At 72.8% G+C, this 23,696-nt stretch carries 26 protein-coding genes; 12 read left to right on the plus strand and 14 right to left on the minus strand.

Annotated elements, in window-relative coordinates; all coding sequences use genetic code 11:
- The coding region (locus GPJ59_RS37435; protein ID WP_374200854.1) for a TolB family protein at positions 1–552 on the minus strand (552 nt) is incomplete at its 3' end.
- A 156-nt stretch (positions 553–708) separates the two neighbouring features.
- A complete protein-coding gene (locus GPJ59_RS15170) occupies positions 709–2,490 on the minus strand; it encodes an N-acetylglutaminylglutamine amidotransferase (protein ID WP_219667655.1) in 1,782 nt (593 codons plus the stop codon).
- Positions 2,491–2,963: 473 nt separating this feature from the next.
- Here GPJ59_RS15170 and GPJ59_RS15175 point away from each other — a divergent pair, with 473 nt between their 5' ends.
- The 4 genes from GPJ59_RS15175 (at position 2,964) to GPJ59_RS15190 (ending at position 6,501) form a co-directional block, all read left to right on the plus strand.
- On the plus strand, positions 2,964–4,322 hold the full coding sequence (locus tag GPJ59_RS15175; protein ID WP_219667656.1) for a (2,3-dihydroxybenzoyl)adenylate synthase: 1,359 nt from the start codon (positions 2,964–2,966) through the stop codon (positions 4,320–4,322).
- 42 nt (positions 4,323–4,364) lie between these two features.
- Complete coding sequence (locus GPJ59_RS15180; protein WP_219667657.1) at positions 4,365–4,799, plus strand: VOC family protein; 435 nt, start codon at positions 4,365–4,367, stop codon at positions 4,797–4,799.
- A 291-nt stretch (positions 4,800–5,090) separates the two neighbouring features.
- Complete coding sequence (locus tag GPJ59_RS15185; protein WP_219667658.1) at positions 5,091–5,414, plus strand: hypothetical protein; 324 nt, start codon at positions 5,091–5,093, stop codon at positions 5,412–5,414.
- A 307-nt stretch (positions 5,415–5,721) separates the two neighbouring features.
- Positions 5,722–6,501, plus strand: coding sequence for a hypothetical protein (locus GPJ59_RS15190; protein ID WP_219667659.1), 780 nt, complete (start codon positions 5,722–5,724; stop codon positions 6,499–6,501).
- A gap of 21 nt (positions 6,502–6,522) precedes the next feature.
- On the opposite strand, the gene GPJ59_RS15195 is transcribed toward GPJ59_RS15190, so the two are convergent.
- Entirely contained in the window at positions 6,523–7,743 is a 1,221-nt protein-coding gene (locus tag GPJ59_RS15195) for a cytochrome P450 family protein (protein ID WP_219667660.1), read from the minus strand.
- Between the two features lie 240 nt (positions 7,744–7,983).
- On the opposite strand from GPJ59_RS15195, the gene GPJ59_RS15200 reads away from it, so the two are divergent.
- Positions 7,984–9,060: a DUF5954 family protein gene (locus tag GPJ59_RS15200; RefSeq protein ID WP_219667661.1), complete on the plus strand. Its 1,077-nt coding sequence runs from the start codon at positions 7,984–7,986 to the stop codon at positions 9,058–9,060.
- A 44-nt stretch (positions 9,061–9,104) separates the two neighbouring features.
- Here the strand turns inward: GPJ59_RS15200 and GPJ59_RS15205 are convergent, their stop codons facing one another.
- The gene (locus GPJ59_RS15205) at positions 9,105–10,061 is read right to left on the minus strand and encodes a helix-turn-helix transcriptional regulator (protein ID WP_308120306.1); all 957 of its coding nucleotides are present in this window, start codon (positions 10,059–10,061) and stop codon (positions 9,105–9,107) included.
- Between the two features lie 93 nt (positions 10,062–10,154).
- On the opposite strand from GPJ59_RS15205, the gene GPJ59_RS15210 reads away from it, so the two are divergent.
- Positions 10,155–10,559, plus strand: coding sequence for a VOC family protein (locus GPJ59_RS15210; protein WP_219667662.1), 405 nt, complete (start codon positions 10,155–10,157; stop codon positions 10,557–10,559).
- 25 nt (positions 10,560–10,584) lie between these two features.
- Here GPJ59_RS15210 and GPJ59_RS15215 read toward each other — a convergent pair whose 3' ends face one another.
- From GPJ59_RS15215 to GPJ59_RS15230, 4 genes are all read right to left on the minus strand, one after another.
- Positions 10,585–10,950: a transglycosylase family protein gene (locus GPJ59_RS15215; protein ID WP_219667663.1), complete on the minus strand. Its 366-nt coding sequence runs from the start codon at positions 10,948–10,950 to the stop codon at positions 10,585–10,587.
- A gap of 367 nt (positions 10,951–11,317) precedes the next feature.
- Positions 11,318–11,473 (minus strand): DUF6131 family protein, encoded by a 156-nt coding sequence (locus GPJ59_RS15220; protein ID WP_219667664.1) that lies wholly within the window; start codon positions 11,471–11,473, stop codon positions 11,318–11,320.
- 127 nt (positions 11,474–11,600) lie between these two features.
- Positions 11,601–12,815 carry a S8 family peptidase gene (locus GPJ59_RS15225; RefSeq protein WP_219667665.1) on the minus strand — a complete coding sequence of 405 codons (1,215 nt, stop codon included), beginning with the start codon at positions 12,813–12,815 and terminating at the stop codon, positions 11,601–11,603.
- 418 nt (positions 12,816–13,233) lie between these two features.
- Positions 13,234–13,647, minus strand: coding sequence for a carboxymuconolactone decarboxylase family protein (locus tag GPJ59_RS15230; RefSeq protein WP_308120307.1), 414 nt, complete (start codon positions 13,645–13,647; stop codon positions 13,234–13,236).
- 55 nt (positions 13,648–13,702) lie between these two features.
- Here GPJ59_RS15230 and GPJ59_RS15235 point away from each other — a divergent pair, with 55 nt between their 5' ends.
- From GPJ59_RS15235 to budA, 4 genes are all read left to right on the plus strand, one after another.
- On the plus strand, positions 13,703–14,230 hold the full coding sequence (locus tag GPJ59_RS15235; protein WP_219667667.1) for a MarR family winged helix-turn-helix transcriptional regulator: 528 nt from the start codon (positions 13,703–13,705) through the stop codon (positions 14,228–14,230).
- 191 nt (positions 14,231–14,421) lie between these two features.
- Entirely contained in the window at positions 14,422–15,144 is a 723-nt protein-coding gene (locus tag GPJ59_RS15240; RefSeq protein ID WP_219667668.1) for a hypothetical protein, read from the plus strand.
- Between the two features lie 43 nt (positions 15,145–15,187).
- Complete coding sequence (locus GPJ59_RS15245; RefSeq protein WP_219667669.1) at positions 15,188–16,000, plus strand: class I SAM-dependent methyltransferase; 813 nt, start codon at positions 15,188–15,190, stop codon at positions 15,998–16,000.
- 257 nt (positions 16,001–16,257) lie between these two features.
- Positions 16,258–17,067, plus strand: a complete 810-nt coding sequence (gene budA / locus GPJ59_RS15250; RefSeq protein WP_258024415.1) for an acetolactate decarboxylase — start codon at positions 16,258–16,260, stop codon at positions 17,065–17,067.
- Positions 17,068–17,082: 15 nt separating this feature from the next.
- Here budA and GPJ59_RS15255 read toward each other — a convergent pair whose 3' ends face one another.
- Positions 17,083–18,330 carry an SLC13 family permease gene (locus GPJ59_RS15255; RefSeq protein ID WP_258024416.1) on the minus strand — a complete coding sequence of 416 codons (1,248 nt, stop codon included), beginning with the start codon at positions 18,328–18,330 and terminating at the stop codon, positions 17,083–17,085.
- A gap of 100 nt (positions 18,331–18,430) precedes the next feature.
- Between GPJ59_RS15255 and GPJ59_RS15260 the strand changes: the two genes are divergently transcribed.
- Positions 18,431–19,522 carry an alpha/beta hydrolase gene (locus tag GPJ59_RS15260; protein ID WP_219667672.1) on the plus strand — a complete coding sequence of 364 codons (1,092 nt, stop codon included), beginning with the start codon at positions 18,431–18,433 and terminating at the stop codon, positions 19,520–19,522.
- A gap of 5 nt (positions 19,523–19,527) precedes the next feature.
- Here GPJ59_RS15260 and GPJ59_RS15265 read toward each other — a convergent pair whose 3' ends face one another.
- Both GPJ59_RS15265 and GPJ59_RS15270 read right to left on the minus strand, forming a co-directional pair.
- Positions 19,528–20,151, minus strand: a complete 624-nt coding sequence (locus tag GPJ59_RS15265; RefSeq protein ID WP_219667673.1) for a hypothetical protein — start codon at positions 20,149–20,151, stop codon at positions 19,528–19,530.
- A complete protein-coding gene (locus tag GPJ59_RS15270; RefSeq protein ID WP_219667674.1) occupies positions 20,148–21,227 on the minus strand; it encodes a hypothetical protein in 1,080 nt (359 codons plus the stop codon). The genes GPJ59_RS15265 and GPJ59_RS15270 overlap by 4 nt, the downstream gene beginning before the upstream one ends.
- A gap of 252 nt (positions 21,228–21,479) precedes the next feature.
- On the opposite strand from GPJ59_RS15270, the gene GPJ59_RS15275 reads away from it, so the two are divergent.
- On the plus strand, positions 21,480–22,112 hold the full coding sequence (locus GPJ59_RS15275) for a 2'-5' RNA ligase family protein (protein ID WP_219667679.1): 633 nt from the start codon (positions 21,480–21,482) through the stop codon (positions 22,110–22,112).
- A 31-nt stretch (positions 22,113–22,143) separates the two neighbouring features.
- Here GPJ59_RS15275 and GPJ59_RS15280 read toward each other — a convergent pair whose 3' ends face one another.
- The 3 genes from GPJ59_RS15280 to GPJ59_RS15290 form a co-directional block, all read right to left on the minus strand.
- Positions 22,144–22,557, minus strand: coding sequence for an SHOCT domain-containing protein (locus GPJ59_RS15280; protein WP_219667675.1), 414 nt, complete (start codon positions 22,555–22,557; stop codon positions 22,144–22,146).
- A gap of 131 nt (positions 22,558–22,688) precedes the next feature.
- Complete coding sequence (locus GPJ59_RS15285; RefSeq protein WP_219667676.1) at positions 22,689–22,886, minus strand: hypothetical protein; 198 nt, start codon at positions 22,884–22,886, stop codon at positions 22,689–22,691.
- A gap of 162 nt (positions 22,887–23,048) precedes the next feature.
- A partial coding sequence (locus tag GPJ59_RS15290; RefSeq protein WP_219667677.1) for a helix-turn-helix domain-containing protein occupies positions 23,049–23,696 on the minus strand: 648 nt, incomplete at its 5' end.

A 23,696-nucleotide genomic window follows, 5' to 3' on the forward strand; every position in this document is an offset into this window, starting at 1 on the left:
GGGCCGCAGGCCCCCGGCCGGCTGCGCCACCCGGTCCGGCGGTTCGAGCAGGGTCGCACGGCCGTCGCGTTCCGCCCAGGCCTCCCCCGGGGGTCCGCCGGTGCCGGCAGGGCCGGCGTCCTCGGGCAGGTGGCCGGCGCCGCTGTGGGCGCCCGGGGCCGCGGAGGGCTGGGCGACGGTGACGGCCAGCGCCGATCCGTCGCGGGTCCAGCAGCCCAGGTGGGCGGAGGCGCCGGGCTCGGCCCCGGCGAGCACCTGCCGGCCGGTCCCGTCCGGGCGTACCACCATCACCCGCGTGTGCTCGCCGCCTCCCGGCGCCGAGGTGTACGCGATCCAGCGTCCGTCGGGTGACCAGGAGACCTCGATCACCGGGTGCGGGTCGGCGTCGAGGACGTGGGTCTCCCCTCCGCGGGCCGGGCCGCTCCACAGCTGCGGTACGCCGGCCCGGTCGCAGATGAAGGCCACGTGGTCGCCCGTCGGGTCGGCCGAGGGGTACCAGCAGCCGTGGACGGTGAGCACCGCCGGCGGGTCCACGGCAGGGGTGTCGGGCACGGGAACCGGGACGGGGGCCGGCCCGGGGCCCTGTGCCGCCGTACCGGCGGGTCCGAGACGGTGCTGGGTTCCGGAGGCGTCCAGGGGCTGACGTTCGGAGCGGTCCAGGGGCATGTCGGCCTCGCGGGGGCTTCCGGGGACTCTCACCGTCCGGTGTCAGTTCACTCCGTGAGTCTGCAGCCAGATCTCCAGCGATGCCACCTGCCACAGGGTGCTGGCTCCGCGCGTGGTGCGGTGGCGGGCGGGATCCTTGAGCAGCTCGGCGAGGCGGCCCTGGTCGAAGAGGCCGCGGCGGCGTGCTTCCGGGGCGGTCAGGGCCTCGCGTACCCGGGTCAGCACCGGCTCGGCCATGTGCCGGACCGCCGGTACCGGGAAGTACCCCTTGGGACGGTCGACGACCTCGCGGGGCAGGATGGTGCGGCCGATGTCCTTGAGGACCGTCTTGCCGCCCTGCGGGAGTTTGAGCTCCGGCGGGCAGGCGGCGGCCAGTTCCACGAGCTCGTGGTCCAGGAAGGGCACACGGGCCTCCAGGCCCCAGGCCATCGTCATGTTGTCGACCCGCTTGACGGGGTCGTCCGCCATGAGGGCGTGGACGTCGAGCCGGAGCGCCGCGTCCAGAGCGGTCTCGGCGCCGGGGGCGGCCATGTGCGCGCGGACGAAGTCCCGCGACACGTCGCGCCCGGCCAGCACGTCCCGGCACAGCAGGTCCTCCACACCGGCGTGCGTACGGTCGAAGTAGACGGTCGCGTACGCGTCCGCCGCATCGGCCCGGGCCGCGGCGGCGATGCGGGGATACCAGCGGTAGCCGGCGAAGACCTCGTCCGCCCCCTGGCCGCACAGCACCACCTTGACCTCCTTGGCGACCTGCTCCGCCAGGAGGTGGAAGGCCACGGCGTCGTGGCTGACCATGGGCTCGCTCATGGCGCCGATCGCCGCTTCCAACGCGGCGGGCAGCCGGTCGGAGGGGATCAGGAACTGGTTGTGCTCCGTCGAGAACTGGCGGGCGACCATGTCCGAGTACCGGAACTCGTCCCCTTCCTCCCCGCTCTCGGCCTCGAAGCCCATCGCGAAGGTGGCCATGTCCGTGTGTCCCGCTTCGGCCAGCAGGGCCACGATCAGGCTGGAGTCGAGCCCACCGGAGAGCAGCACGCCGACCGGCACGTCCGCGACGGTGCGACGCCGTACGGCCGTGCGCAGCGCGTCGAGTACGGCCTCCCGCCACAGCTCCGGGTCGTCGCCGAGTTCCGAGTGGCGGGTGTACGTCGGCTGCCAGTAGCGGTGGTCGCGGTAGGCGCCGTCCCGTTCGACGACGCGGACGGTGGCCTGCGGCAGTTTGCGTACGCCGGACAGCACGGTCCGGGGCGCGGCCACCGTGCCGTGCCAGCTGAGGTACTGGTGGAGCGCCACCGGGTCGAGGGACGTGTCGACGCCGCCGCCCGCCAGCAGGGCGGGCAGGGACGAGGCGAAGCGGAGGCGGTCGCCGTTGCGGGTGAGGTACAGCGGCTTGATGCCGAGCCGGTCACGGCCCAGCACCACGCGGCCGGTGTGGTGTTCCGCCACGGCGAAGGCGAACATGCCCAGGAGGTGCTCCACGCAGCCGTGGCCCCACTGTCCGTAAGCCTTGAGCAGGACTTCCGTGTCGGAGTCGGAGAAGAAGCGGTGTCCGTACCCTTCGAGGCGTCCGCGCAGGTCGCGGTAGTTGTAGATGCAGCCGTTGAAGACGCCGGTGATGCCGAGCTGCGGGTCGGTCATGGGCTGGGCGCCGCTCTCCGACAGGTCGATGATCTTCAGCCGTCGGTGTCCGAGTGCCACGGCCCCTTGCGACCACACGCCTCTGCCGTCAGGCCCCCGGTCCTCGAGTTCGTCGGTCATGCGTTCGATCGTGGCGAGTTCCGGTCGCCGTCCGTCGAACCGCACTTCCCCGCTCAGGCCGCACACGGGGCACCACCCGGCCGGCTCGTGCTTGCGGTAGGCCGCCGCCGCGCGGCGGCCGCCCGTTCACCCGGGGTACCGGCCACCTCCACCATGGACGTTCACTCCCTTGCGCCGACGACCCCGCGCCAGGCCCGGGGTCGAACGGTTGATCGACGTGCCACGCATCTGCCCGCCCCTACACCACCTAAGCAGACATGCCGCTCCCCCGCCTCGGCTGCGGGGCCGAGCGTGCGGGGGCAGGGCGCCGCGCGAACAGCGGGAGGCCCGGCCGACCCGGGCCCGTTCCTCCTGGTCAGCGGCGCCCGTTGGAGCTTCTGCCGAGGGGGTTCGGCGCCCGTGGTCGGGACAGCACATTGCGTACAGGGGCGTTGACGGATTTGGATCACCAAGGTCACAGCGGCGGGGGTGCATCCGGCTCCCCGGCCACCGCGACCCGCGCGGCCGTCCGGGTCGGGAACCGGTACGGAAGGAAGCCCATGACACGCCTGCTGGACGGCTGTACGCCCTGGCCCGAGGAGTTCGTCGACCGCTACTGGGCGGCCGGGCACTGGCGCGGCAATACGCTGGACAACCTGCTGCGCGGCTGGGCGTCGGAGTACGGACCGCGGACCGCGCTCGTGCACGGCGCCACCCGCATCACGTACGCGCACCTGAACCGGCGTGTGGACCGGATGGCCGCCGGATTCCGGCTGCGCGGACTGCGGCCCGGGATGCGGGTCGTCGTCCAGCTGCCGAACGTTCCCGAGTTCGTCGTCACCGTGTTCGCGCTGATGCGCGCCGGCGCGGTCCCCGTGTTCTGCCCGCTCCGGCACCGCGCGTCCGAGGTGCCGGAGCTGGTGCGCGTCACCCAGGCCGTCGGCTACGTCGGCCCCTCGACGCACCAGGGCTTCGACCACACGGCGATGGCCGCGGACATCGCGGCCCGACGACCCTTCCTGCGGCGGGTGTTCACCTACGAGGCGCCGGGCACCTCGTCCCCGTACGGGGGGCTCACGACCGACCCGTGGGGCTGCCAGTACTCCCCGCTCGCCACCGTCGACGCCGCCCCCGAGCCGGCGCTCGCGCAGAGCGCCGACCAGGTGGCGTTCCTGCTGCTGTCCGGCTCCGCCGGCACGCCGCCCCGGCTCGTTCCGCGCACCCACGACGACTACGCCTACCAGGCGCGGGCCGCCGCCGAGCTGGTCTCGCTCACCGGGGACGACGTGTACCTCGCCGCGGTGCCCGCCGAGTCCAACCTCGCCTTCGGCTGCCCCGGCATCGTCGGCACCCTCTCCGTCGGCGGCACCGTCGTCCTCGTCGAGGACCCGGGTCCCGCCGCGTGCCTTCCGGTCGTCGAACGGGAGCGGGTCACCGTCACGTCGCTGCTGCCCGACGTCGCCCGGCACTGGCTGGACGCGCTTCCCGACGCCCGGGCCGACGTGAGCAGTCTGCGCCTCGTGCAGGTCGGCGGCGCGCCCCTGCCCCGGCCGGCCGCCGAGCGGGTGGGCCCCGGACCGGGCTGCCGCCTGCAGCAGGTCTTCGGTTCGGCCGAGGGGCCGCTCGTCCTCACCCGGCCCGCCGATCCGGACGAGACCGTGCTCACCGCTCAGGGCCGCCCGCTGTCTGACGACGACGAGATCCGCATCGTCGACGGCAAGGGCGAGGACGTGCCCGACGGGGAGCCCGGCGAACTCCTCGCCCGCGGTCCGTACACCCTCCGGGGCTACTACCGGGCGCCCGAGCACAATGCACGCGCCTTCACCGCCGACGGCTACCTCCGCACCGGCCACCGCGCGCGGCGCACCCCGGACGGCAGCCTGGTGGTGACCGACCGCCGCTCAACGTCCGCTTCCTGAGGGGGAGATGAGCAGTCACAATCGCCCTGCTACGGTGACCCGATGTCAACGATCAAGCAGTTCCAGGTCACTTTCGACTGCGCGGAACCTGAGCGCGTCGGTCGTTTCTGGTGCGAGGTGCTGGGGTACGTCCCACCGGCGCCGCCGGTGGGGTTTGCCACGTGGGACGATTTCAACCGCTCGCTGCCGCCCGAGGAGCGGGGTTCGCGGTTCGCGTGCAGTGACCCCACGGGTGTGGGCCCCCGGCTGTACTTCCAGCGCGTTCCCGAAGGCAAGGTCGTCAAGAACCGCGTGCATCTCGACGTGCGGGTCGGCACCGGGCTCGTGGGTGAGGAGCGGGTGGCCGCCCTCGAGGCCGAGTGCGCACGACTGGTCCCGCTCGGCGCGGTACGCGTGCAGCTTCTGGTTGCCGATGAAAAGAACGAGTCGTGCCTGCTGATGCAGGACGTCGAAGGCAACGAGTTCTGTCTCGACTGAGCGTTCTTCCGTCGGCGGCGGGGCGTGGGGACGGCCGCCTGGGCACCCCTGGACTACGTGTACGCACAGCGCTGCCGCAGGCGTCGTAAGCCGGCCCTGGGGCCCGTAGCACAGGCGTCCGTCCTCGTCGAGACACGTCTTCCCGCGACCTGACCGGTGGCGTCGGCTCGGGCCTACTGGAGATGTGCCCATTCCGCTTCGCAGGGCATACGGCGAGGCCGATCCGACGTCTCGCCCTCACGTTCGCAGGGCCAGGACGGTGGTCCGCCTGCACGACGAAGGACCCTTCCCATGACGCACACCATCGCCCACCCCATAGTCGTCCAGCGCCGGCGCGGCCGGAAGCTCGCGATCGGGACGGGCCTGGTCATGACCGCCCTGGCATCCGGTGCCATGCTCGCGACCTCGGCTTCCGCCGCCGTCGCCACACCTTCCTCCGCGGTGACCGTGGTGGCCGACGGCGATGCCGACAGTCCTGCGCGCAGGTCCATCCAGAAGGAGAAGGGAAACCTGCCCTCCTACGTCATCCCGCACACGATCGTGAAGCCCAAGTACCCCGCTCCCCCGGTGTGCGAGAAGAAGCCCTACCTCCCCAACTGCGGCCCGCAGTGGTGAGGAGGCCGCGTACGGCGGCTCGTCATCAGTGCGCCCAAGGCAGACGAACCGCCCGATTTCAGAACAGGTGGCGGCTTGCGGGGCAAGGGGACCCGAGAGAACCTTGAGTCGAGATCCGCCGACCGTCGGTGGCGCCGAGACGCCCGACGGGAACCGGTCGGCGATACCGGAAACCCCTCCTACGCGGGTACGTCCTACGCCGACACCGACAGGCGCTCGACTCCTGCTCCGCAGTCCGGTGCTCGCAGTCCGGCGACAGCCCGAGCGGGGCAGCGGTGCGAGCAGCCACGCCGAAGGGATGGCCGGCATGCACGAGCACGGTAACCACACGGATCACGGTGACGGACACCCGATGCCCGACCCGCCTGGCTTCCACGGCATGGCGGTGGTGGGAAACAGCTGCATCTTCCTCTACCACCTGTCGATGGCCGATGCCCCGCACAACCGGCAGGTGGTCCTGCATGGCTCCTTCGGGCCCTCCGACGCCGCCTACTTCGACGACAAGAAGGCGCATCCGGAGGCCCGGTTCCACACGTTCGCGCCCGAGAAGTTCGTGCTGCCCGACCTGTTCCCCGGCGACCACGGTGAACCGCCCGAGCGGACGTCCTTCACCGGGACGCTGTTCCGGCACCACTTCGAACAGCCGCCCGCCCATCCCGATCCACCGGTGGAGATCGCCTCCGACGTCCGGGCCGAGGTGGGGGACGTGGTCTTCCACCACCGGTTCGCCCCGGACGCCCTACGCCCCGAGCCGCTGCCGTACATCCTCTTCGGCAGCGGGCCGGAACTCTTCCTGGCCCACCGGATCACCGGCCCCTTCCACCCGGGCGCCCAGCAGGAGTTCGACCAGCTGCTGGCCGTCGGTCTCCACGGCCTGCGGGTCTCCGACGACGAACTCCGAGGCGGCATCGCGATCAGCGTGACCGGCCGCCCCAACACGCCGGGCGGGCGGCTGCGGGAGGCCGAGAAGGCGGCTGCCGTGGCGGTCGTGGACGGGCGGGACGTCCCCGTCGAGATCGACGTCGAATCCGACCTGTACTTCGACACCGCCGACCTCACCCCCCGCCCCGGCCACCACCATGGATGAACGGCCGGGCAGAGCGCGGCGCTAGCCGCCGGGCGTGAAGGTGACCGGGAGGCTCTCGGGGCCGCGCAGGCCGCCGGGGCGCCAGCGGATCTCGTCCGGCGGTACGGCGAGGGCCAGCCCGGGGAGCCGGCGTAGGGCGGTGCCGATGGCGATCTGCCCCTCCAGCCGGGCCAACGGCGCACCCAGGCAGTAGTGGATGCCGTGCCCGAACGCGAGGTGGGCGTTGTCCTGCCGGGTGATGTCGAGGCGGTCGGGGTCGGGGAACCGCGCCGGGTCGCGGTCGGCGATGGCCGAGGCGATCAGCACGGTCGCGCCGCGCGGGACGGCCACGCCCGCGATCTCGACGTCCTCGCGTGCGAACCGGGCGATGCCGGGGCTGACCGGGCCGTCGTAGCGGAGGAACTCCTCGATGGCGCCCGGCAGCAGCTCGGGGGCGGAGCGCAGCAGGGCGAGCTGGTCCGGGTGGGCCAGCAGGGTGGCGATGCCGCCGCCGATCAGGTTGACGGTGGTGATGTACCCGGCGGCCAGCAGCAGGAACACCATGGCGATCAGCTCGTCCTCGGTCAGCTGCTGTTCCTCGTCCCGGGCGGTGACCAGGCCGCTGAGCAGGTCGTCACCGGGCTGTGCCCGTTTGGCCTGGACGAGCCCGGTCACGTAGCCGCGCATGTGCTGCCACGCCTCGTCGACGACGGCGGGGTCCGGCGGCTGCGCGCCCCGCATGATCATGCGGTCGGTCCAGTGCTGGAAGTCGTGGCGGTCGTCGACCGGCACCCCGAGCAGTTCGCTGATCACCGTGACCGGGAGCGGCAGCGCGAAGTCCGCGACGAGGTCGGCGCGGCCGGCCGGGACGACCGCGTCCAGGAAGTGGTCGGTGAGGGACTGGATCCGGGGGCGCATGCCGGCCACTCGGCGTGCGGTGAACGCCTTGGAGACCAGGCGGCGCAGGCGGGTGTGGTCGGGCGGGTCGCTGCGGAGCATGTTGCTGAGCATCGACTCGCGCTCCGTCTCGGGCAGCTGCTGCAGCAGCCGGGTGTCCGAGGCGTCGCGGACGTCGCTGCTGAGGCGGGGGTCGGACAGGGCCGCGAGTCCGTCGTCGTAGCGGGTGACGAGCCAGGCTTCCAGGCCGCCCGCGATGACGGCACGGCGCACCGGCCCGTCCTCGCGCAGTTGCCGGTAGAGCGGGAACGGGTCCGCGACGAAGGCCGGGTCGGCGTAGGGCAGAAGAACCGGCCGTTCGCTCATGGTGCCTCCCGGAGTACGTGTCCCTACCGTCGAGTATCAGGGTATATGTCCGAGTATCGCCGGGCGGTGCTTTCCGGTCACGGCTGCGCGGGGCCGGCACTCCGATCGGCCCCGCGCAGCACCCCGTTGCGCCTCCGTTGCACCCCGACGGCGTGCAGAACTCGCCACCCGTGACCCCCTGGCGGGTGGGGAATCGGGGAACGGGCATCGGCGGTGCGCCGGAGTGGGCAGGATGGAGGAATGGACCGCGGGAATATGGAGCCGGGCCCGGCGCACCGGCCGACAGTGGTGCGGGTGCCGGTGGAGCCGGTGGAAGCCGCTGTGGAAGCAGACGCCGTCGATGCCATCACACGGGCCGGCAACCTGGTGGTGCGCGGCCCGCTGTTCGGGGTGGCCGCGCAGGGCCCAGACGACGGGCGGCGATGGCGGGTGGTGATCGCGGTGGGGGGCGCCTGCCCGCAATACGCGCGCGACAGCCTGAATTCGCTGTTGTGGTTCCGCGCGAAGGACGATGCCCGGGACAGGGCGGAGCGGCGTGCCCTGCTGGCGGCGGTCGCCCGGCTGGAGAGCGAGCGCGTCGACGACGTCACGGTGGGCACCACCCGGTACCGGGTGGTGCGCGCCGAGGAGTACGCGGGCACGGGCCCCGACGGCATGGAACAGCCGCGGCCGACCGATCCCGAGCCTCCCGTTCCCGACTGGGACCGTCGCGCCAAGGAGCCGGGGATCGACGACGACCTGGTCCTGGACCCGGAGGCGCCGGTCACCCCGACCCAGGCTCTGGAGCAGCTGGCGCTGCGCAACCTGTGCTACACCGGGCAGCGGTTCCCCGACGACGTGCGCAGTGACTCGCGCCGGGCGCTGGACACCCATCCGCGCGTCCTGCTGCTGCCGACGACGTTCACGGTCGTGGAGCGCAGCGACCGCGGCTGGAAGCCGGTCAGCGGCCCGCACGTCAGTGCGCACGCGGCCCGCAAGTCCCTCGATTTCTGCCTGACTTGGGCCTGGCCGCGCATGCACGGCCTCATCCCCGTCGACACGAACTTCGAGGCCGACGCCCGCTCTGCGGCGAAGGCCGGCGGCCCGGATGCGGAGGAACTGGCCGGATTCGCCGAGGCCGCCGACAGGCTCCGGGCCGGCCGGGTCAACCGCCTGGAGTTCGAGGGCACCGTCTACCAGATCGGCCGCACCCGCCGGTTACTGCGCTGGGGCCCTGACGGGCCGGAAGGTCCGCGCCCGTCCGACACCGACAGCCATGACCCCGAACGCATCCACCCCGTGCTCGACGAGGACGGAAACGTCGTGCGCGACGGCTGACCACCACCCCGTTCGCCCGGGCGCCGCTACCGGTCGGGCATCGGTCAGGCACCGCCTGCCGTGCCGTACCGGGCGAGCAGTTCCGCGCCGATGCGGGCGAGTTCGTCCTGGACGGAGCGGGGTTCGAGGACCTCCACCAGGGCGCCCCAGCCGGCGAGTTGGCGGGCGAGGTCCAGTGCGGTGGGGGCGGCGAGGCGGACCCGGAGCCGCCCCCGGTCGGCCGGCCCTTCGGTGTGGCAGTGCCGCCCGAAGCGGTCGCGCAGGACGGGGAGGTGGCGCTCCTCGATCAGTACGGTCGCCCACGTGCGTCCGCGCCGCAGCTCGATCTCCTCGACGACCTCCGCCCAGACGGCGTCGAGGGCGAAGCCCTCGGGGCGCTCTGCGGGCTGCTCGGTCGGTTCGGCCCCGAGGATCCGGTCCACCCGGAAGGTCCGCCGCCCGTGTTCGGTACCGGCCAGGAGGTACCAGGTGCCGTCCTTGTCGATCAGGCCCCACGGGTCGGCCAGGCGTACGGTCGGCTCGCGGGTGCGGCCGGCGTAGCTCAGGCGAACCTTGCGGCGGCGTACCACGGCGTTCTGCAGCAGCTCGACCGTCGCGGGGCGGGGCCGGTCCCGCTCGCCCCACCGCACGGGGTCGATCACGGTCGCCTCGGTGGCGGCTTCGGCCTCCGCCCGGAAGGTCCGGGGCAGGGCCGTCAGGAGCTTGCGCAGGGCCGCCTCGGCCTCGGCGGAGACCGCAGCGCCCGGGCCGGCCAGCAGGAACAGGGCCCGGGCCTCGGGCGCGGTCAGCCCGCTCAGGTCGGTCCGGGCGCCACCGACCAGGGACCAGCCTCCGCCGCGTCCGGGTTGCGGATACACCGGCACCCCCGCCGCGGCGAGCGCCTCCAGGTCCCGGCGGGCCGTGGCCACCGAGACCTCGAGCTCGGCGGCCAGGTCCGCAGCGGTCACCCGGTCCCGCCGCTGCATCAGCATGAGGACGGCCACCAGCCGGTCAGCGCGCACGAGTTCGGAATCCCTCCGTAAAAGTGCTCAGTAGATGAGCAGTTTAGGCCGGAGGGTAGAGGCATCACCTACCGAGTGAAGGAGAGCCATCCGATGCTGCGAGGACTCACCACCGTCAGCTTCTACGCCCAGGACGTCGCCGCTGCCGCCCGCTGGTACACCGAAGTGCTCGGCGTCGAGCCGTACTTCAGCCGCGAGGTCGGAGAGCAGCTCGCGTACGTCGAGTTCCGTCTCGGGGACTACCAGCACGAGCTGGGCATCATCGACAGCCGCTTCGCCCCGCAGGACCGCCCGGAGCAGCCCGGCGGTGCGGTGACCTACTGGCACGTGGACGGGATCGAGGCCGCCTTCCAGCGGCTGCTGGACCTGGGCGCCACCGTGTACGACAAGCCGGTCGAGCGCGGGCCCGGCTTCGTCACCGCCTCCGTGGTCGACCCTTTCGGCAACGTCCTCGGCATCATGCACAACCAGCACTACCTGGACGTGCTGGAGCGGTGACGGGCGGTGGTCCGTGTGCGCGGGGTCAGGTCCTGTGCCGCCTGGCGCACGTCCATGCGCCCATGCCTTGCATCGATGCGAGGCGTTCCGCGACCTTGATCTGCTGGGCCTTGGTGGCCAGGTCCGCCCGGGGCGCGTACTTGAGTCCGCCCGCGGCGCGCCAGCTGGACTGGGTGAACTGCAGGCCGCCGTAGTGCCCGTTGCCGGTGTTGGCGTGCCATCTGCCGCTCGACTCGCATTGCGCGATCGCGTCCCAGTCGGCCCGGGGTTTGGAGGGCGCGGCGGTACCGGGGGTCGCCAGGGCCAGTATGACCACGAAGAGGAGGATCGCGGTACCGGAGAAGCCGGCGGGGCTGAGGCGGGCGGCGTTGCGCGTGGAGCGGCAGGACATGGGCACTCCCTCTCAACGGGGCGCGAACCGCCGTCATCGGGCCGGATTGCCTTGGGCAGTCGCGCCGTGCAGAGAGCAGTGCAGCACGTACGGCTGCCCACACCCGCCTTTTGGAACGGTCGAACGGGTTACGCCACCCATATAGAGCCATCGCCGCGCAATCGCCAAGTGGTCGGCGGCGGCGCCGATCTGGGGAACGGATCGCGGTGAAGCCGCAGTTCAGCGACGGGTGCCCAGGTGTTCCCCAGGTGTTCCCCAGGTCTGCCCGAGGTGCGCCCCAGGTGTTCGCCACTGCGCACCTGCCGAGGCTTGCCGGTCGCGGCCGGCCAGGGCCTCCTGCGCCCCCGGCCGTACCGTGCGCGCGCCGTCACCAGTAGTGCTTGCGGCCTCCCACAGCGTGTCCGGCCGCACCCAGCACCCACAGCACCAGGCCGATGACGACGAGGATCATGCCGATCGTCCAGAGGGTCGAGAACCCGGTCAGGAAGCCGATGATCAGCAGAATGAGTCCCAGGACAATCATGAGTACCTCCGGGTCTCCGTCGGGGAGAACGCATGGCGTCTACCACGCTGCGGCGTCCTGAAACGGCCGAGGCCGCCGCATCCCCCCTCGGGTGCGACGGCCTCGGTGCTTCACCGGGAGGTTCCGGCTATCGGTCGAGCACCTTCAGCAGCTTGTTCGGCGTTCCGCTGCTCGGATTGGTGATCTTGCCCGAGGTCGCGCCCGCGGTGAGGGCCTGGGCGACCTCGGCCGGGGCGGCGTCCTTGTGGCCGGCCAGGTAGAGCGCGGCCGCGCCCGCGACGTGCGGGGCAGCCATGGAGGTGCCGGAGATGGTCTTCGTGCCCGTGTCGCTGTCGTTCCAGGTGGAGGTGATGTCCGAGCCGGGTGCGTAGATGTCCACGACAGAGCCGAAGTTGGAGAAGGAGGACTGGGCGTCCGCCTTCGTGCTGGAGGCGACCGTGATCGCTTCCCGGACGCGTGAGGGCGAGCCCTGTCCGGCGTCGCTCGACTCGTTGCCCGCCGCGACCGCGAAGGTGACGCCCGCCTTGATCGAGCGGCGTACGGCCTCGTCGAGCGCCTCGTCGGCGCCGCCGCCGAGGCTCATGTTGGCCACGGAAGGGCCGCTGTGGTGCTGCGTCACCCAGTCGATCCCGGCGACGACCTGATCGGTGCTGCCCGAGCCGTTGTCGTCGAGGACGCGGACGGCAACGATCTTCGACTTCTTCGCCACGCCGTGGGACCCGCCGGCTATGGTACCGGCGACGTGCGTGCCGTGGCCGTTGCCGTCGTCGGCGCTCTGATCGTTGTCCACGGCGTCGAAGCCGTGCTCGGCCCGGCCGCCGAAGTCCTTGTGCGTGATCCGTACGCCGGTGTCGATGACGTAGGCGGTGACGCCCTCGCCGCCGGCGTCGGGGTACGTGAACTTCTTGTCCCCCGCCGTCTGCGTCTGGTCGATGCGGTCGAGGCCCCAGGACGGCGGGTTGTCCTGGGTGGTGTTGATGGAGAACTTCTTGTTCTGGACGACCTTGGCGACCGCGGGGTCGGCGGCGAGGCGCTTGGCGCCGGTCTCCGAAAGGCCGGACGCGGAGAAGCCGTTGACCGCGGACGTGTAGGTGCGCTGGAGTTCGCCGCCGTACTTCTTGGCGAGAGCCTGCTTGTCCGCGCTCCGGTCGAGTATGACGATGTAGCTGCCTGCCACCGCTCCCTGGGCGCCGAGGCCGTACACCGTGCCCTCGGCGGGAGCGGTGGCGCCGGCGAGTGGCGATAACAGCATGCAGATGCCGGTTGCGGTGGCAACTCCCGTGGCCACTGCAAGGATCCGGAGCCCGCGTGAACGTGTGCGGGCATGTTTGTGCGTTGACATGAAGGAGGTTCTCCTCGTGTTGACGTGTGGGGCGTCAAAGCGTGGTCGTGCAGCCCCGGGGAGCCGAAGGATCTCCTGGGGTGTTTCGAAACCCTGACCGATTCGCGGAGGCGATTCAAGGCCGCCCGGCCCGTCAGCGGTGTTCGACAAGATTTCTTGGGGAGACCTCCTCGTCAGCCCCTCGGAACGTTCACACTCTCCCAACGACACGCACATCTACGGCACTTCGCGATGCACACGCGAACATCGGCGAGCATCGGCGAACATCGGGAATCGGCCGGGGGCGCATTCCGACGGGGTCGCGGAAGGCCGGCCACCATCGGCGGCCATCGCCGGCCGTCGCCGCCGACCGGCGGACGGCCGGCGGCGACCGGCGGACGACGTCCGCCGGGCGACGGACGACGGACGACGGCCGGCGCTACTCCGCGCGGTTCATGCGGTTGGCGAAGGTCGAGACCGTGTACGCACCGATGCCGAGGACGACCTCCAGCGCGTTGCGCCGGGTGTAGCCGTGGGCCTGGAACGCGGCCAGGTCGTCGTCGCCCACCGCACCGGAGGCGGCGAGCACCTGGAGGGTGAACCGGCGGACGGCGTCGAGGCGTCGGGGGTCCGGCGCCGGGCCGAGCCCGGCGAGTTTGGCCTCGTGCATGTCGATGCACAGACCGCACTGATTGCGGGCGGCGACGGTCAGGATGACGGTCTCGCGGGAGTGCGGGTCGAGTGTGGTCGACTCGAAGATCTCACTGAGCTTGAAGAAGCCCTCCAGGGTCTGTGGGGACTCCTTCAGCAGGGCGACGGCGTGGGCGGCACGGGCGGGCAGGTCGGTGTGCACGGCGGCTCCTGGTGGAAGGGCGCGAAGGCGAAGTGGACGGACTAGAATCGACAACATGGTTGACGAAGTCGATGGAGAAAACGTAAACCAGGTTGTCGATCAGGGCAAGGGGGTTTCCGACACCCCCGGCTACGAGCTGCCGCTGCTGCTCTTCGGCGCCTTCCGCACCCTGATCGACCGCCTGCACGCCCGGCTCGCGGAGGAGGGACACCCCGACATGCGTCCGGCCCACGGCTTCGCCATGCAGGCCGTCGGCGCCGGCGGCGCGACCGCCAGCGAGATCGGGCGGCGCCTCGGCGTCTCCAAGCAGGCCGCGGGCAAGACGGTCGACCGGCTGGTCGCACTCGGCTACGCCGAGCGCATCGACGACACCCACGACGCCCGCCGCAAGCTCGTGCGCCTCACCCCGCACGGCCACGACGCACTCCACCGCTCGGCCGTCGTCTTCGACGAACTGCGCGCGGAATGGGTGGCGGCCCTCGGCGGGGAGCGCGTACGGGACATCGAGAACGGTCTGCGGGAGGTCGTCCCCGCGGAGACGGCCTTCCGCCTGGACGCGACCAGTTGGCTCGGGGGCGCCTGAGCGCTCCACTGGAAGTGCGGTGATGAAATCGCGGGCCGGTGGGGGCTGGTCGCGTAGTTCCCCGCGCCCCTGACGGGCGCGGTACCGCACCGGACTTCGCCGATCCCGCGTAGAGACCAGCTCAGCGCGAGCGAGCAAGCGAGCGCGCAGGCAAGGGGGCAAGTGGGGGCTTCCCCGGTCCACCTCAGCCGATGGGCTGTCAGACCCTGCGCCTGGGGTGTGGCCAGAGCGCCATGTCGCGCGGCGGGCGGATGTCCGTCCACGGCGCGCCGGAGGAGAGCGTGTCCGCGGGCTACTGGATCGACGCCTTCTGCCTGTCGGTCCTGGCCGACAGGCACGAACGGCACGGCGAGGCCTTCCATTTCGCCCGGCAGAAGGCACAGCGGGCGGGGTCCGGGCTGCCCACCGACGAGCTGATCGCCGGGCTGACGGCGTACGTACTGGGCGACTTGGACGACGACGAGCAGGACTTCCCGCCGTCCGGGGCGGACCGGCTCGCCGCCGTCGAGGCCGCCCTGGTCCGGGTCGGCGAGCGGTCCGCCGCGGCCGAGGGACAGCCCGACGGGCTGACCGACGGGCAGCAGGCCGCGGCCGACCTCCCGCACACGCTCGGGCTGCGCGCCGTCCGCGCTCACCGCCGGCGACCGGGACGGCTTCCACACCGAGCCGGCCGCTCTGCTGCGCCGGGAGAAGGCGCTCGCGGGCCCGGCAGCACGGCCCGGCATTCTGCTTCCACTGCTCCCGGTCGCGCCGGCCGCGCCGGCCCACCGCCGCGAGGGCCGGCCGGTGGCCGCCGCCTCCGACTACCGGCCGTACGCCCTGGTCACCGGCTCCGTGGACGGGGCCCGCGGGTCGCGGAGTACGGCCGGGACCGGCGCGTCGACGCGGCCGCCGCCGAGCAGGTCCCCGTGTGAGGACCGGGCGCGGGTTCCCGTCAGGTCGGGGAACCTAGGGGGTATGGCGGAGCAGCAGTACGACGTGTGGGCGGCCGGGGACGCGTACGAGCGGTACATGGGCCGGTGGAGCCGGCTCGTCGCGGACGAGTTCGTCGCGTGGCTGGGGTGCGGGGACGGTCTGCGGTGGCTGGACGTGGGATGTGGAACGGGAGCGCTGACCGCTGTGCTGGCCTCCCGGTGCCACCCCGGGACGGTCGTGGGAGTGGATCGGTCGGCCGGCTTCGTGGACACGGTCCGTGCCGCTGCGCCCGGGGGCGCGTGGTTCGCCGTGGCCGACGGGCAGGCGCTGCCGGTGCGTGACGCGTCCGTCGATGCGGTGGTCAGCGGGCTGGTGCTGAACTTCCTTCCCGCGCCGCAGGCCGCGCTGGACGAGGCGGTGCGGGTGGTGCGGCCGGGCGGGCTGGTCGCCGCGTACGTGTGGGACTACGCCGAAGGCATGGCGCTGCTGCGCCGTTTCTGGGATGCCGCGGCAACCGTGGACCCCGCGGCCGCGGCCCTGGACGAGGGCCGCCGGTTCCCGGTGTGCCGTCCGGGTCCGCTGCGCGGGTTGTGGACGGCGGCCGGGCTGGCCGATGTGGCGGTCGCCCCGATCGAGGTCACCGCCGTGTTCACCCGCTTCGCGGACCTGTGGGAGCCGTTCCTCGCCGGGCAGGGTCCCGCCCCCGGCTATGTCGCCACCCTGGGCCGGCCCACCCGTGACCGGTTGCGCGACACGCTGCGCGCGGCCGTGCCGGCGCTGCCGGACGGGTCGATCCGTCTCGTGGTCCGCGCATGGGCGGTCCGGGGCCGGCGGCCCGTCCCCGCCGGCACCTGAGCCGGGCCCGAGCGGGCGGGCTCAGGCACCGGGGGGGCATTCCGTGTCGTCGCGGGGCGCGCGAGGGGGCACCGCACGCCGGGCGCCGCCCCGCGCACTGCCGTGCACCACGCGCGACCACGTGAGCGCCGTTGTGACCGTGATGGCGGATCCCTAGCGTGCTGGGCGCAGGTCCGGTGGGGAGGGGCAGGCGTGGATCTCGCTGCCGGACCGTGGTGTTCACGGGAGCAGGGAACACGAGGGGGGACGAGCGCGACATGCCCGGACCGGAGGACTCGAATCCGCCTGACACACCGCAGCAGCAACCGGTGTCACACACCCGGCCCAGGGGGCGGATCTTCCAGACGTCGACCATGACGGCCATGCTGGAAGGCGTCTACGAGGGCACGACGACCATCGCCGAGCTCCGGCGGCACGGAGATTTCGGCATCGGAACGTTCGACCGGCTCGACGGCGAGATGATCGTCCTCGACGGCCGGTGCTACCGGTTGCGCGCCGACGGGACTGCCGGTGAAGCCGACCTGGCCACCCGAACGCCGCTGGCGGCCGTGACCTACTTCCACGGCGAGTACGACCGGCAGGTGGCGGAGCCGGTGGACGCCGCGGGGCTGCGGGCGATGGTCGACACCTGGCTCCCGAGCCCGAACCTCTTCTACGCGGTCCGCGTGGACGGTCACTTCGACCACATGGTCACCCGGATGCTCCCCGAGCAGCACCGCCCCTACCCCCGGCTGATCGACGCGGTGGCGCGGCAGGTGATCTCCACCCACACCGACGCCCACGGGACCATCGTCGGCTTCCGCAGCCCCACCCACATGCTCGGAGTCGCTGCCGCCGGCTACCACCTGCACTTCCTCTCCCACTGCCGGACCCGCGGCGGGCACGCCTACGACTTCGTGCTCCGGTCCGGGCGGGTGCGCGTCGACGTGGGGTACGAGCTGTTCCTGCGGCTGCCGGCGACGCAGGACTTCAGCCGTGCGCGGCTCGGCCGGGGTGATGTCGCCGGTGAGATCGAGGCGGTGCTCCAGGGCGGTCCGAGGCCGTACGCCCGTCCCGACCACTCGTAGCGGGAGCGGACGCGGTCACGTGCCGATGGCCGCCAGCGAGGCCCACAGCGCGAGGACGGAGGCGAGCAGGGCCGCGGGGACGGTGAGCAGGCCGAGGAGGGTGAACTCCTTCAGCTCGACGTCATGGTCGTGGCGGTGGGCGATGCTCCGCCACAGCAGGGTGGCCAGGGAGCCGGCGTAGGTGAGGTTGGGGCCGATGTTGACCCCGAGCAGGACGGCCAGGACGGCTCCCGGTCCCGAGGGCGCGGCCAGCGGTACGAGGGCCAGGACGGCCGGCAGGTTGTTGATCAGGTTCGCGAGCAGCGCGGCGAGTGCGGCGATGCCGAGCAGTGCCGGAAGCGAGGTGCCGTCGGGCAGCGCGGCGCCGAGGGCGTCGCCGAGCCCGTTGTCGACCACGGCCCGTACGACGATGCCGAGGGCGAGGACGAAGGCGAGGAAGGGCAGGGCGGCGGAGCGCACGATCGCCGTCGGGGTGGTGTGGCGCCGGGCGAGGGCGCGTACGGCCATGACCGTCGCACCGGTCGCCGCGGCCCAGGCGGGGTCGATGCCGATCGCGGAGGCCACCGCGAAGCCGGCCAGCGTCGCGGCCACCGTCACCAGCGCGAACAGCGGCAGCTCCGGCGGTTCCTCGGTGCCCGCCGGGTGGGTGGGGGCGTCGAGGTCGGCGGCGAAGAAGCGGCGGAAGACGGCGTACTCGACGGCGATGGCCGCCAGCCACGGCAGCGTCATCAGCAGCGCGAAGCGGGTGAAGGTCAGCCCGGTGGCGGTGAAGGCGAGCAGGTTCGTCAGGTTGGACACCGGCAGCAGCAGTGAGGCGGTGTTGGACAGGTGGGCGCTCGCGTAGGCGTGCGGCTTCGGCCGGGCGCCCATGCGGGCGGCCGTGGCGAAGACCACCGGGGTGAGCAGGACCACGGTGGCGTCCAGGCTGAGCGCGGCGGTGATCGTCGACGCGAGGCCGAAGACCGCGCCCAGCAGTCGGCGCGGCCGACGGTGCGCCCAGCGGGCCATCCAGGTCCCGCAGGCGTGGAAGAGCCCCTCGTCGTCGCAGAGCTTGGCGAGCACCAGGACCGCGGCGAGGAATCCGATCACGGGGCCGAGCCGGGCGGCTTCCTCCCCCACCGCCGTCGGCCCGATCGCGCCCGTGGCGACCACCAGGGCGGCGGCGGGTACCGCGAAGGCCGCCTCCGGCCATCGGAAGGGACGGACGACGGCGCAGACCAGTACCACGACCAGCGCGGCGACGGACAGGGACTCTTGCAGCATGCCTTCGATCATCCAGGTCGCCCCGCTGCCCCGGTCCTCCGGCCCCCGGTTCCATGGCCGATGGCCGATGGCCGATACCGTGCCTGATTCACTACGTCGCATGGACCTGGCACGAGCGTTCCCTGCGAGCACGGATGTACCGGCGGGCCGTTCCGGTCCGGAGGCAGACCGGTCCGGCCCGGTCGCCGGCGCAGCCCCGGCGCCCCCCTTCGACCCCGAACTGGACGTCGCGCTCACGGCTTCGGGCCGCGCGGCGCGGGAGCCGTTCACCCCGGACAACCTCGCCGCCCGGCAGGAGCGGGATGCCGCGGTCCGGCCGAGGCCGACGGTCCGGGATCTGCGGGCCGACGGCCGCTTCGAGGTGGCGGAGCTGCACGTCCCGGGAGCGGCGGGCGAGCCCGAGGTCACGCTCGTCAGTGCACGGCCGGCCGGGATCGGCGGGCCGCTGCCGCTGCTGTACTACATGCACGGCGGCGGAATGGTCATGGGCAATGCGTGGTCCGTCCTTCCGCAGCTCCTGCGCGGATGGGCTCTCACGCTGGAGCTGGCCGTGGTCTCCGTCGAGTACCGGCTGGCACCGCAGGTGCAGTACCCCGGACCGGTGGAGGACTGCTACGCCGGACTCGTATGGGCGGCCGGGCACGCGGCCGAGCTGGGGATCGACGCGGACCGGATCATCGTCGGGGGCAAGAGTGCCGGCGGCGGACTCGCCGCGGCGCTCGCCCTGCTCACCCGGGACCGGGGCGGGCCCGCGCCGATCGGGCAGCTGCTCATGTGCCCGATGCTCGACGACCGCAACGCCACCTTCTCCAGCCACCAGATGGCCGGCATCGACACCTGGGACCGTACGTCCAACGCCACCGCGTGGCAGGCGCTGCTGGGCGACCGGTACGGAGCGGCGGACCTGCCGCCCTACGCGGCTCCCGCCCGCGCCACGGACCTGTCCGGGCTGCCCCCGGCCTACATCGACGTCGGGTCTGCCGAGACCTTCAGGGACGAGGGCGTGGCCTACGCCAACGCGATCTGGCAGGCCGGCGGCCAGGCCGAACTGCACGTATGGCCCGGTGCCTTCCACGGCTTCGACACCCTTGCACCGCAGGCGGCTCTCAGCCAGGACGCCCGCGAGGCCCGGTCCCGCTGGCTCCGTCGCGTGCTCACCCGGTCCGCTGCGGGCGACGGCGCCGCCTGCTGAGCACGCTACGGCGGTGGCTCCCGCGCAGGCAGCAGGTCGATCGGGGAGCGCAGGCGCAGCGTCGCCGGCAGGTCCAGCCGGCCCTGCCGGGTGGCGACGGTGATCCCGCGGACGGCGAGCGTCGCCTCGACCTCGCACTCCCCGCTGCGTACGCCGGTCAGTCGGGCCTCGCGGACGACCGCCACCAGGGCGCGGATCCGGAAGGCGACGTCGAGCGCGACGTCGACGGTGGCTGCCGGGGCGCCGTCCACCAGCACGTCCACGTACGGGTGGTGGGTGGAGGTGATGCTGTGGGTGGCCAGCGCCACGACCTCCTCGCTGCCGGGAAACCGGCGGGTGCGGTGGGCCGCGTCCCTGAGCGCGGAGTGCTTGGACCAGCCGTGCGCCAGCAGGGAGAGCAGGTCCAGGTCGAGGAATCCGTCGATGACGTTGGCCAGCTCGTGCTCGACGGCGCGGTCCGCCGCGTCCGTCAGGCCGCGCACCCGGGGCAGGACGCCGGTGGCGGCGTCGTGCTCGTGCAGCGAGTCGGCGAGCGCCTCGGCGGACTCCCCCGGCTGCGGGCCGAGCAGGAAGGCCCGCACCGTGAGGGGGCCGAGGGCAGGGGCGGCGGGGACAGGGGCCGTGGTCATGTGCCGTCCTCCTTCACACTCAGGTCGCCGGGGTCCGCGTGCGGCTCCAGCCGTACGGAGCGGGTGCCTGGGCCTGCTCCCTCGTAGGGCTCGGCCACGTCGGTCAGGCCGGCGGTGGGGCGCAGGCGGGCGCTGACGTGCTGCTGCACCCAGCGCGGGCCTCGGGGGCGGTGGTTCAGCAGCACGGCCCCTGCAATGGCGAGTAGGGCCACGCCGAGGAAGCTCGAGCCGACGACGAGCCCGAACGGGATCGCATCGACCGAGTCGGGGGTGTCGGGCGTGTCGGGCGTGTTGCTGGTGTCCGGTGAGTCGGACGGGGAATCAGTCGGGGGCTCCGATGGGGGCGGGCCGACGACAGTGAACCCGGCCTCGTCACCCGTCTCCGCCGAGGCCGTGCACTGGGCCCGTACCGTGTGCTCGGCGGGCTCCGCATCCGTCGCCACGTCCAGCGCGGTGGCGAAGCTTCCGTCACCGCCGACGTCGACCGTCCGCACCGACGCCCCGTCCCACAGCACGTCCACGCTCGGACAGGTGAACCCTGAACCGAACACCTTCACGGACTCGGTCCCGGCCGGGCCTTCGGTGGGATCGAGCGTCACGTCCGGTGTCGCCGGAGGCTGGCTCGGGCTCCCACCGCCGTCCACCGTGAACCACGCCTCGGCGTGGATGGCAGGGATGCCGACGCATTCCGCCCGGACCTCGTACGTGCCGGGGGCGGCGTCGGACGGTGCGGTCATGTCGGCCTCGAATTCACCGCTGTCGAGGTCGGCCCGGGCGATGCTGGGATTCGCGCCCTGCCAGGTGACGTGGATGTCGCGGGGCGTCGGCCCGGCCGCATCGTCCGACGTGGGGAGGGGAGGGTCGTAGCACTGCTGGAACCCGTATCCGTACACGACCACTCGTTCGCCGGGTGGGCCGTGGTCCGGATCGGGGACGATGTACGGCTCCGGCGCGGGCACGGCGGTCGCCGCGGGTGCCGGGCCGGGTGCCGGTACGGCAACACCGCCCCAGGCGATCGCGGTGCTCGCCAGCACCGCGGTCAGCGAACGGCTGGCCCATCGGACGACGGAAGACATGACGCTCCCGGGTCCCATTTTCCTCCGCTGCGGCCTTCCGCGCCCTCCGCGCGGGCGGCTGCCGGCAGTGTCAGGGCGCGGGAGACCGGACCAGGAGGTCGGCGTCGGGTCCGCGACGCGCATCGCGTCGGCCGCCAGGGCGCCCTGCAGCCCGTCGGGCACGGTCCCGCGGGCACGTCCACCGGACTCAATCTGTGCGTCCGACGGACGCGTATTGATGTGCAGGCCCGGCATCATGAGGGCGTGGCAGACATGCAGCCGCCAGCCGGCGGACCCGCTCCCCCGGCGACCCTCGACGTCGCCCCCACGCCGCGCACCGCCGTGGCGTGGCTGCCCCCGCCCGAGCTGTGGCCCCCGATCCAGAGTGTCCGCGAGGTGCACGATCCGCAGATCCGCCGCTGGCCGCCGCATGTCAATCTGATCTTCGGCTTCGTTCCGGAGGCGGACTTCGAACGGGCCCTGCCCCTGCTGGCCTCGGCCGCCGCCGAACGCGAGCCGTTCGCCGTCCGGTTGAGCGGGGCGCGCAGCTTCCGGCACCGCGCCTACTCCACCGTATGGCTGGACCCCGCCGCGGCCGGCCTCGGCCCGTGGGCGGCACTCCAGCGCGCGCTGGCCGAGCCGTTCCCCCTCTGCGGGAGCCGGTTCGCCCGGTTCACACCGCACCTCTCGCTCGGCCGGACCCGGGACCCGCGCAGCCTGGCCGCCGAGTGCACCGCCCGGCTGGGCACGTTGTCGGCGCGGGTGGACGAGGTCGTACTGCTCTCCCGTCGCGGCGAGGGCCCGATGCGGGTCCGCGCCGCGATCATCCTGGGCTCGGGCGCCGTACGCCGGCCGACCGCACCCGATCCTTCCGCTGATCCGCCCGACGCGGGTGCGGCCGGCTAGCGAGCCGGCCGCACGTGCCCCGCCTACGCCCTCACTGCAGGACGCGCTGCTTGGCCTGCTGGTACTCCTCCTCGGTGATGTCGCCTCTCGCCTTGAGCTCCGACAGCCGGGCGAGCTGGTCCGCCTCGCTCGCGCCGGCCGAGCCGGCGGTTCGCCGGATGTAGTCGTCCATGGCCTGTTGCTGGTCCTGGGCGTGCTGGAGCTCCCGCCGGCCCATGTTCTTCCCGCGCGCCACCACGTACACGAAGACGCCGAGGAAGGGCAGGACGAGAACGAACACCAGCCAGCCGGCCTTGGCCCAGCCGTTCAGGTCGTGGTCCCGGAAGATGTCGAGGATGACCTTGAACAGCAGGAAGAACCACAGGACCCACAGGAAGATCCACAGCGTGGTCCAGAACACCCCGAGAACCGGATAGTCGTACGCCAGTGGCACGAGGCCCTCCATGTCGTCCTCCTTGTGGCGGGGGGATAGCGGTTCGACTGTGCCGTGCGCCAGGACCGCTGTGGATCACCCTCGACGGGTGAACCGGGACGGATCGGGCGTCCGCCCGCCCGGGTCCCGTCGGGCGGGCGCCCTCAGTCGGGCAGGCGCCGCATCTCCTCGACGCGCAGGCCCAGGTCCCGGAACCGGCCGAGGAGGCCGTAGAGGTGCGCCTCGTCCGTGACGGGGCCGAAGAACAGGGTCTGGCCGGGCGCCCGCACCGTGCCGAGTTCCGGGAAGGCGTGGGACAGCGGCTCGGACACGTGGCCCGTGATCCGGAATTCGTAGCGCATGGGCAGCCGTCCTTCCTCCCCGTCCACCGGGACCCGGTCGGGTCGGTGGGTCCAGACTGGTCCGGCTCCGGTGCCGCGCACCTCACCCGCCACAGGTGACGTCACAGGTGACGGGGCCGCCGCGGCGGTGTGACGGGACGACGGGTATCACGGTGGCGCCGGTCACAGGAGGTGCAGCTCCCGCGCGCGTTCCACCGCGTCGCGGCGTCGCGACACGGACAACTTGCGGAAGATGGCCCGCAGATGGGTCTTGACGGTGTTGACCGACAGCTGCAGCTCGGCGGCCACCTCCTCGGTCGACATCATGCGCGCCACCTGTGCGAGCACCTCTTTCTCACGGGGGCTCAGCTCCTCGACCACGGTGTCCGCACACGGCGGGACGGCGGTGGTGAGCCAGGCGTACGCGCCGCCCTGCCCGTCGAGCCCGCTGACCAGGTGCCGTACCCACGGGCCGGCTTCCGTGAAGGGACGCCTGAGCAGTTCAGGGCGCGCGGTCTCCAGGGCCTGTACGAGCCGGTCGCGCGCAGCGACCTCGTCGCCGTCCAGCAGGGCGTGGTGGGCGTGCAGCAGGGCCAGCCGTACCCGGTCCGGCACGGTCGTCCCGGCTTCGCCCTCCGCCTCGGCGATCAGGCGCAGGGCCTGTTCGGCGTGCCCGGCCGCCAGGTGCGCCTGCGCGAGGAGCGCGGCGCGGGACGGGAGGCCGTCGGGGACGTCCAGCAGGGCGGTGACCGCCGTGTCCGGGTCGCCGTGGGCGAGGGCGGCGCCGGCGCGGCCCGGGTCGCGCACGTGCCGGGCCGCTGCTCGGGCGGG

The organism is Streptomyces bambusae, assembly GCF_019400985.1.
Taxonomy (GTDB): Bacteria; Actinomycetota; Actinomycetes; order Streptomycetales; family Streptomycetaceae; genus Streptomyces; species Streptomyces bambusae_A.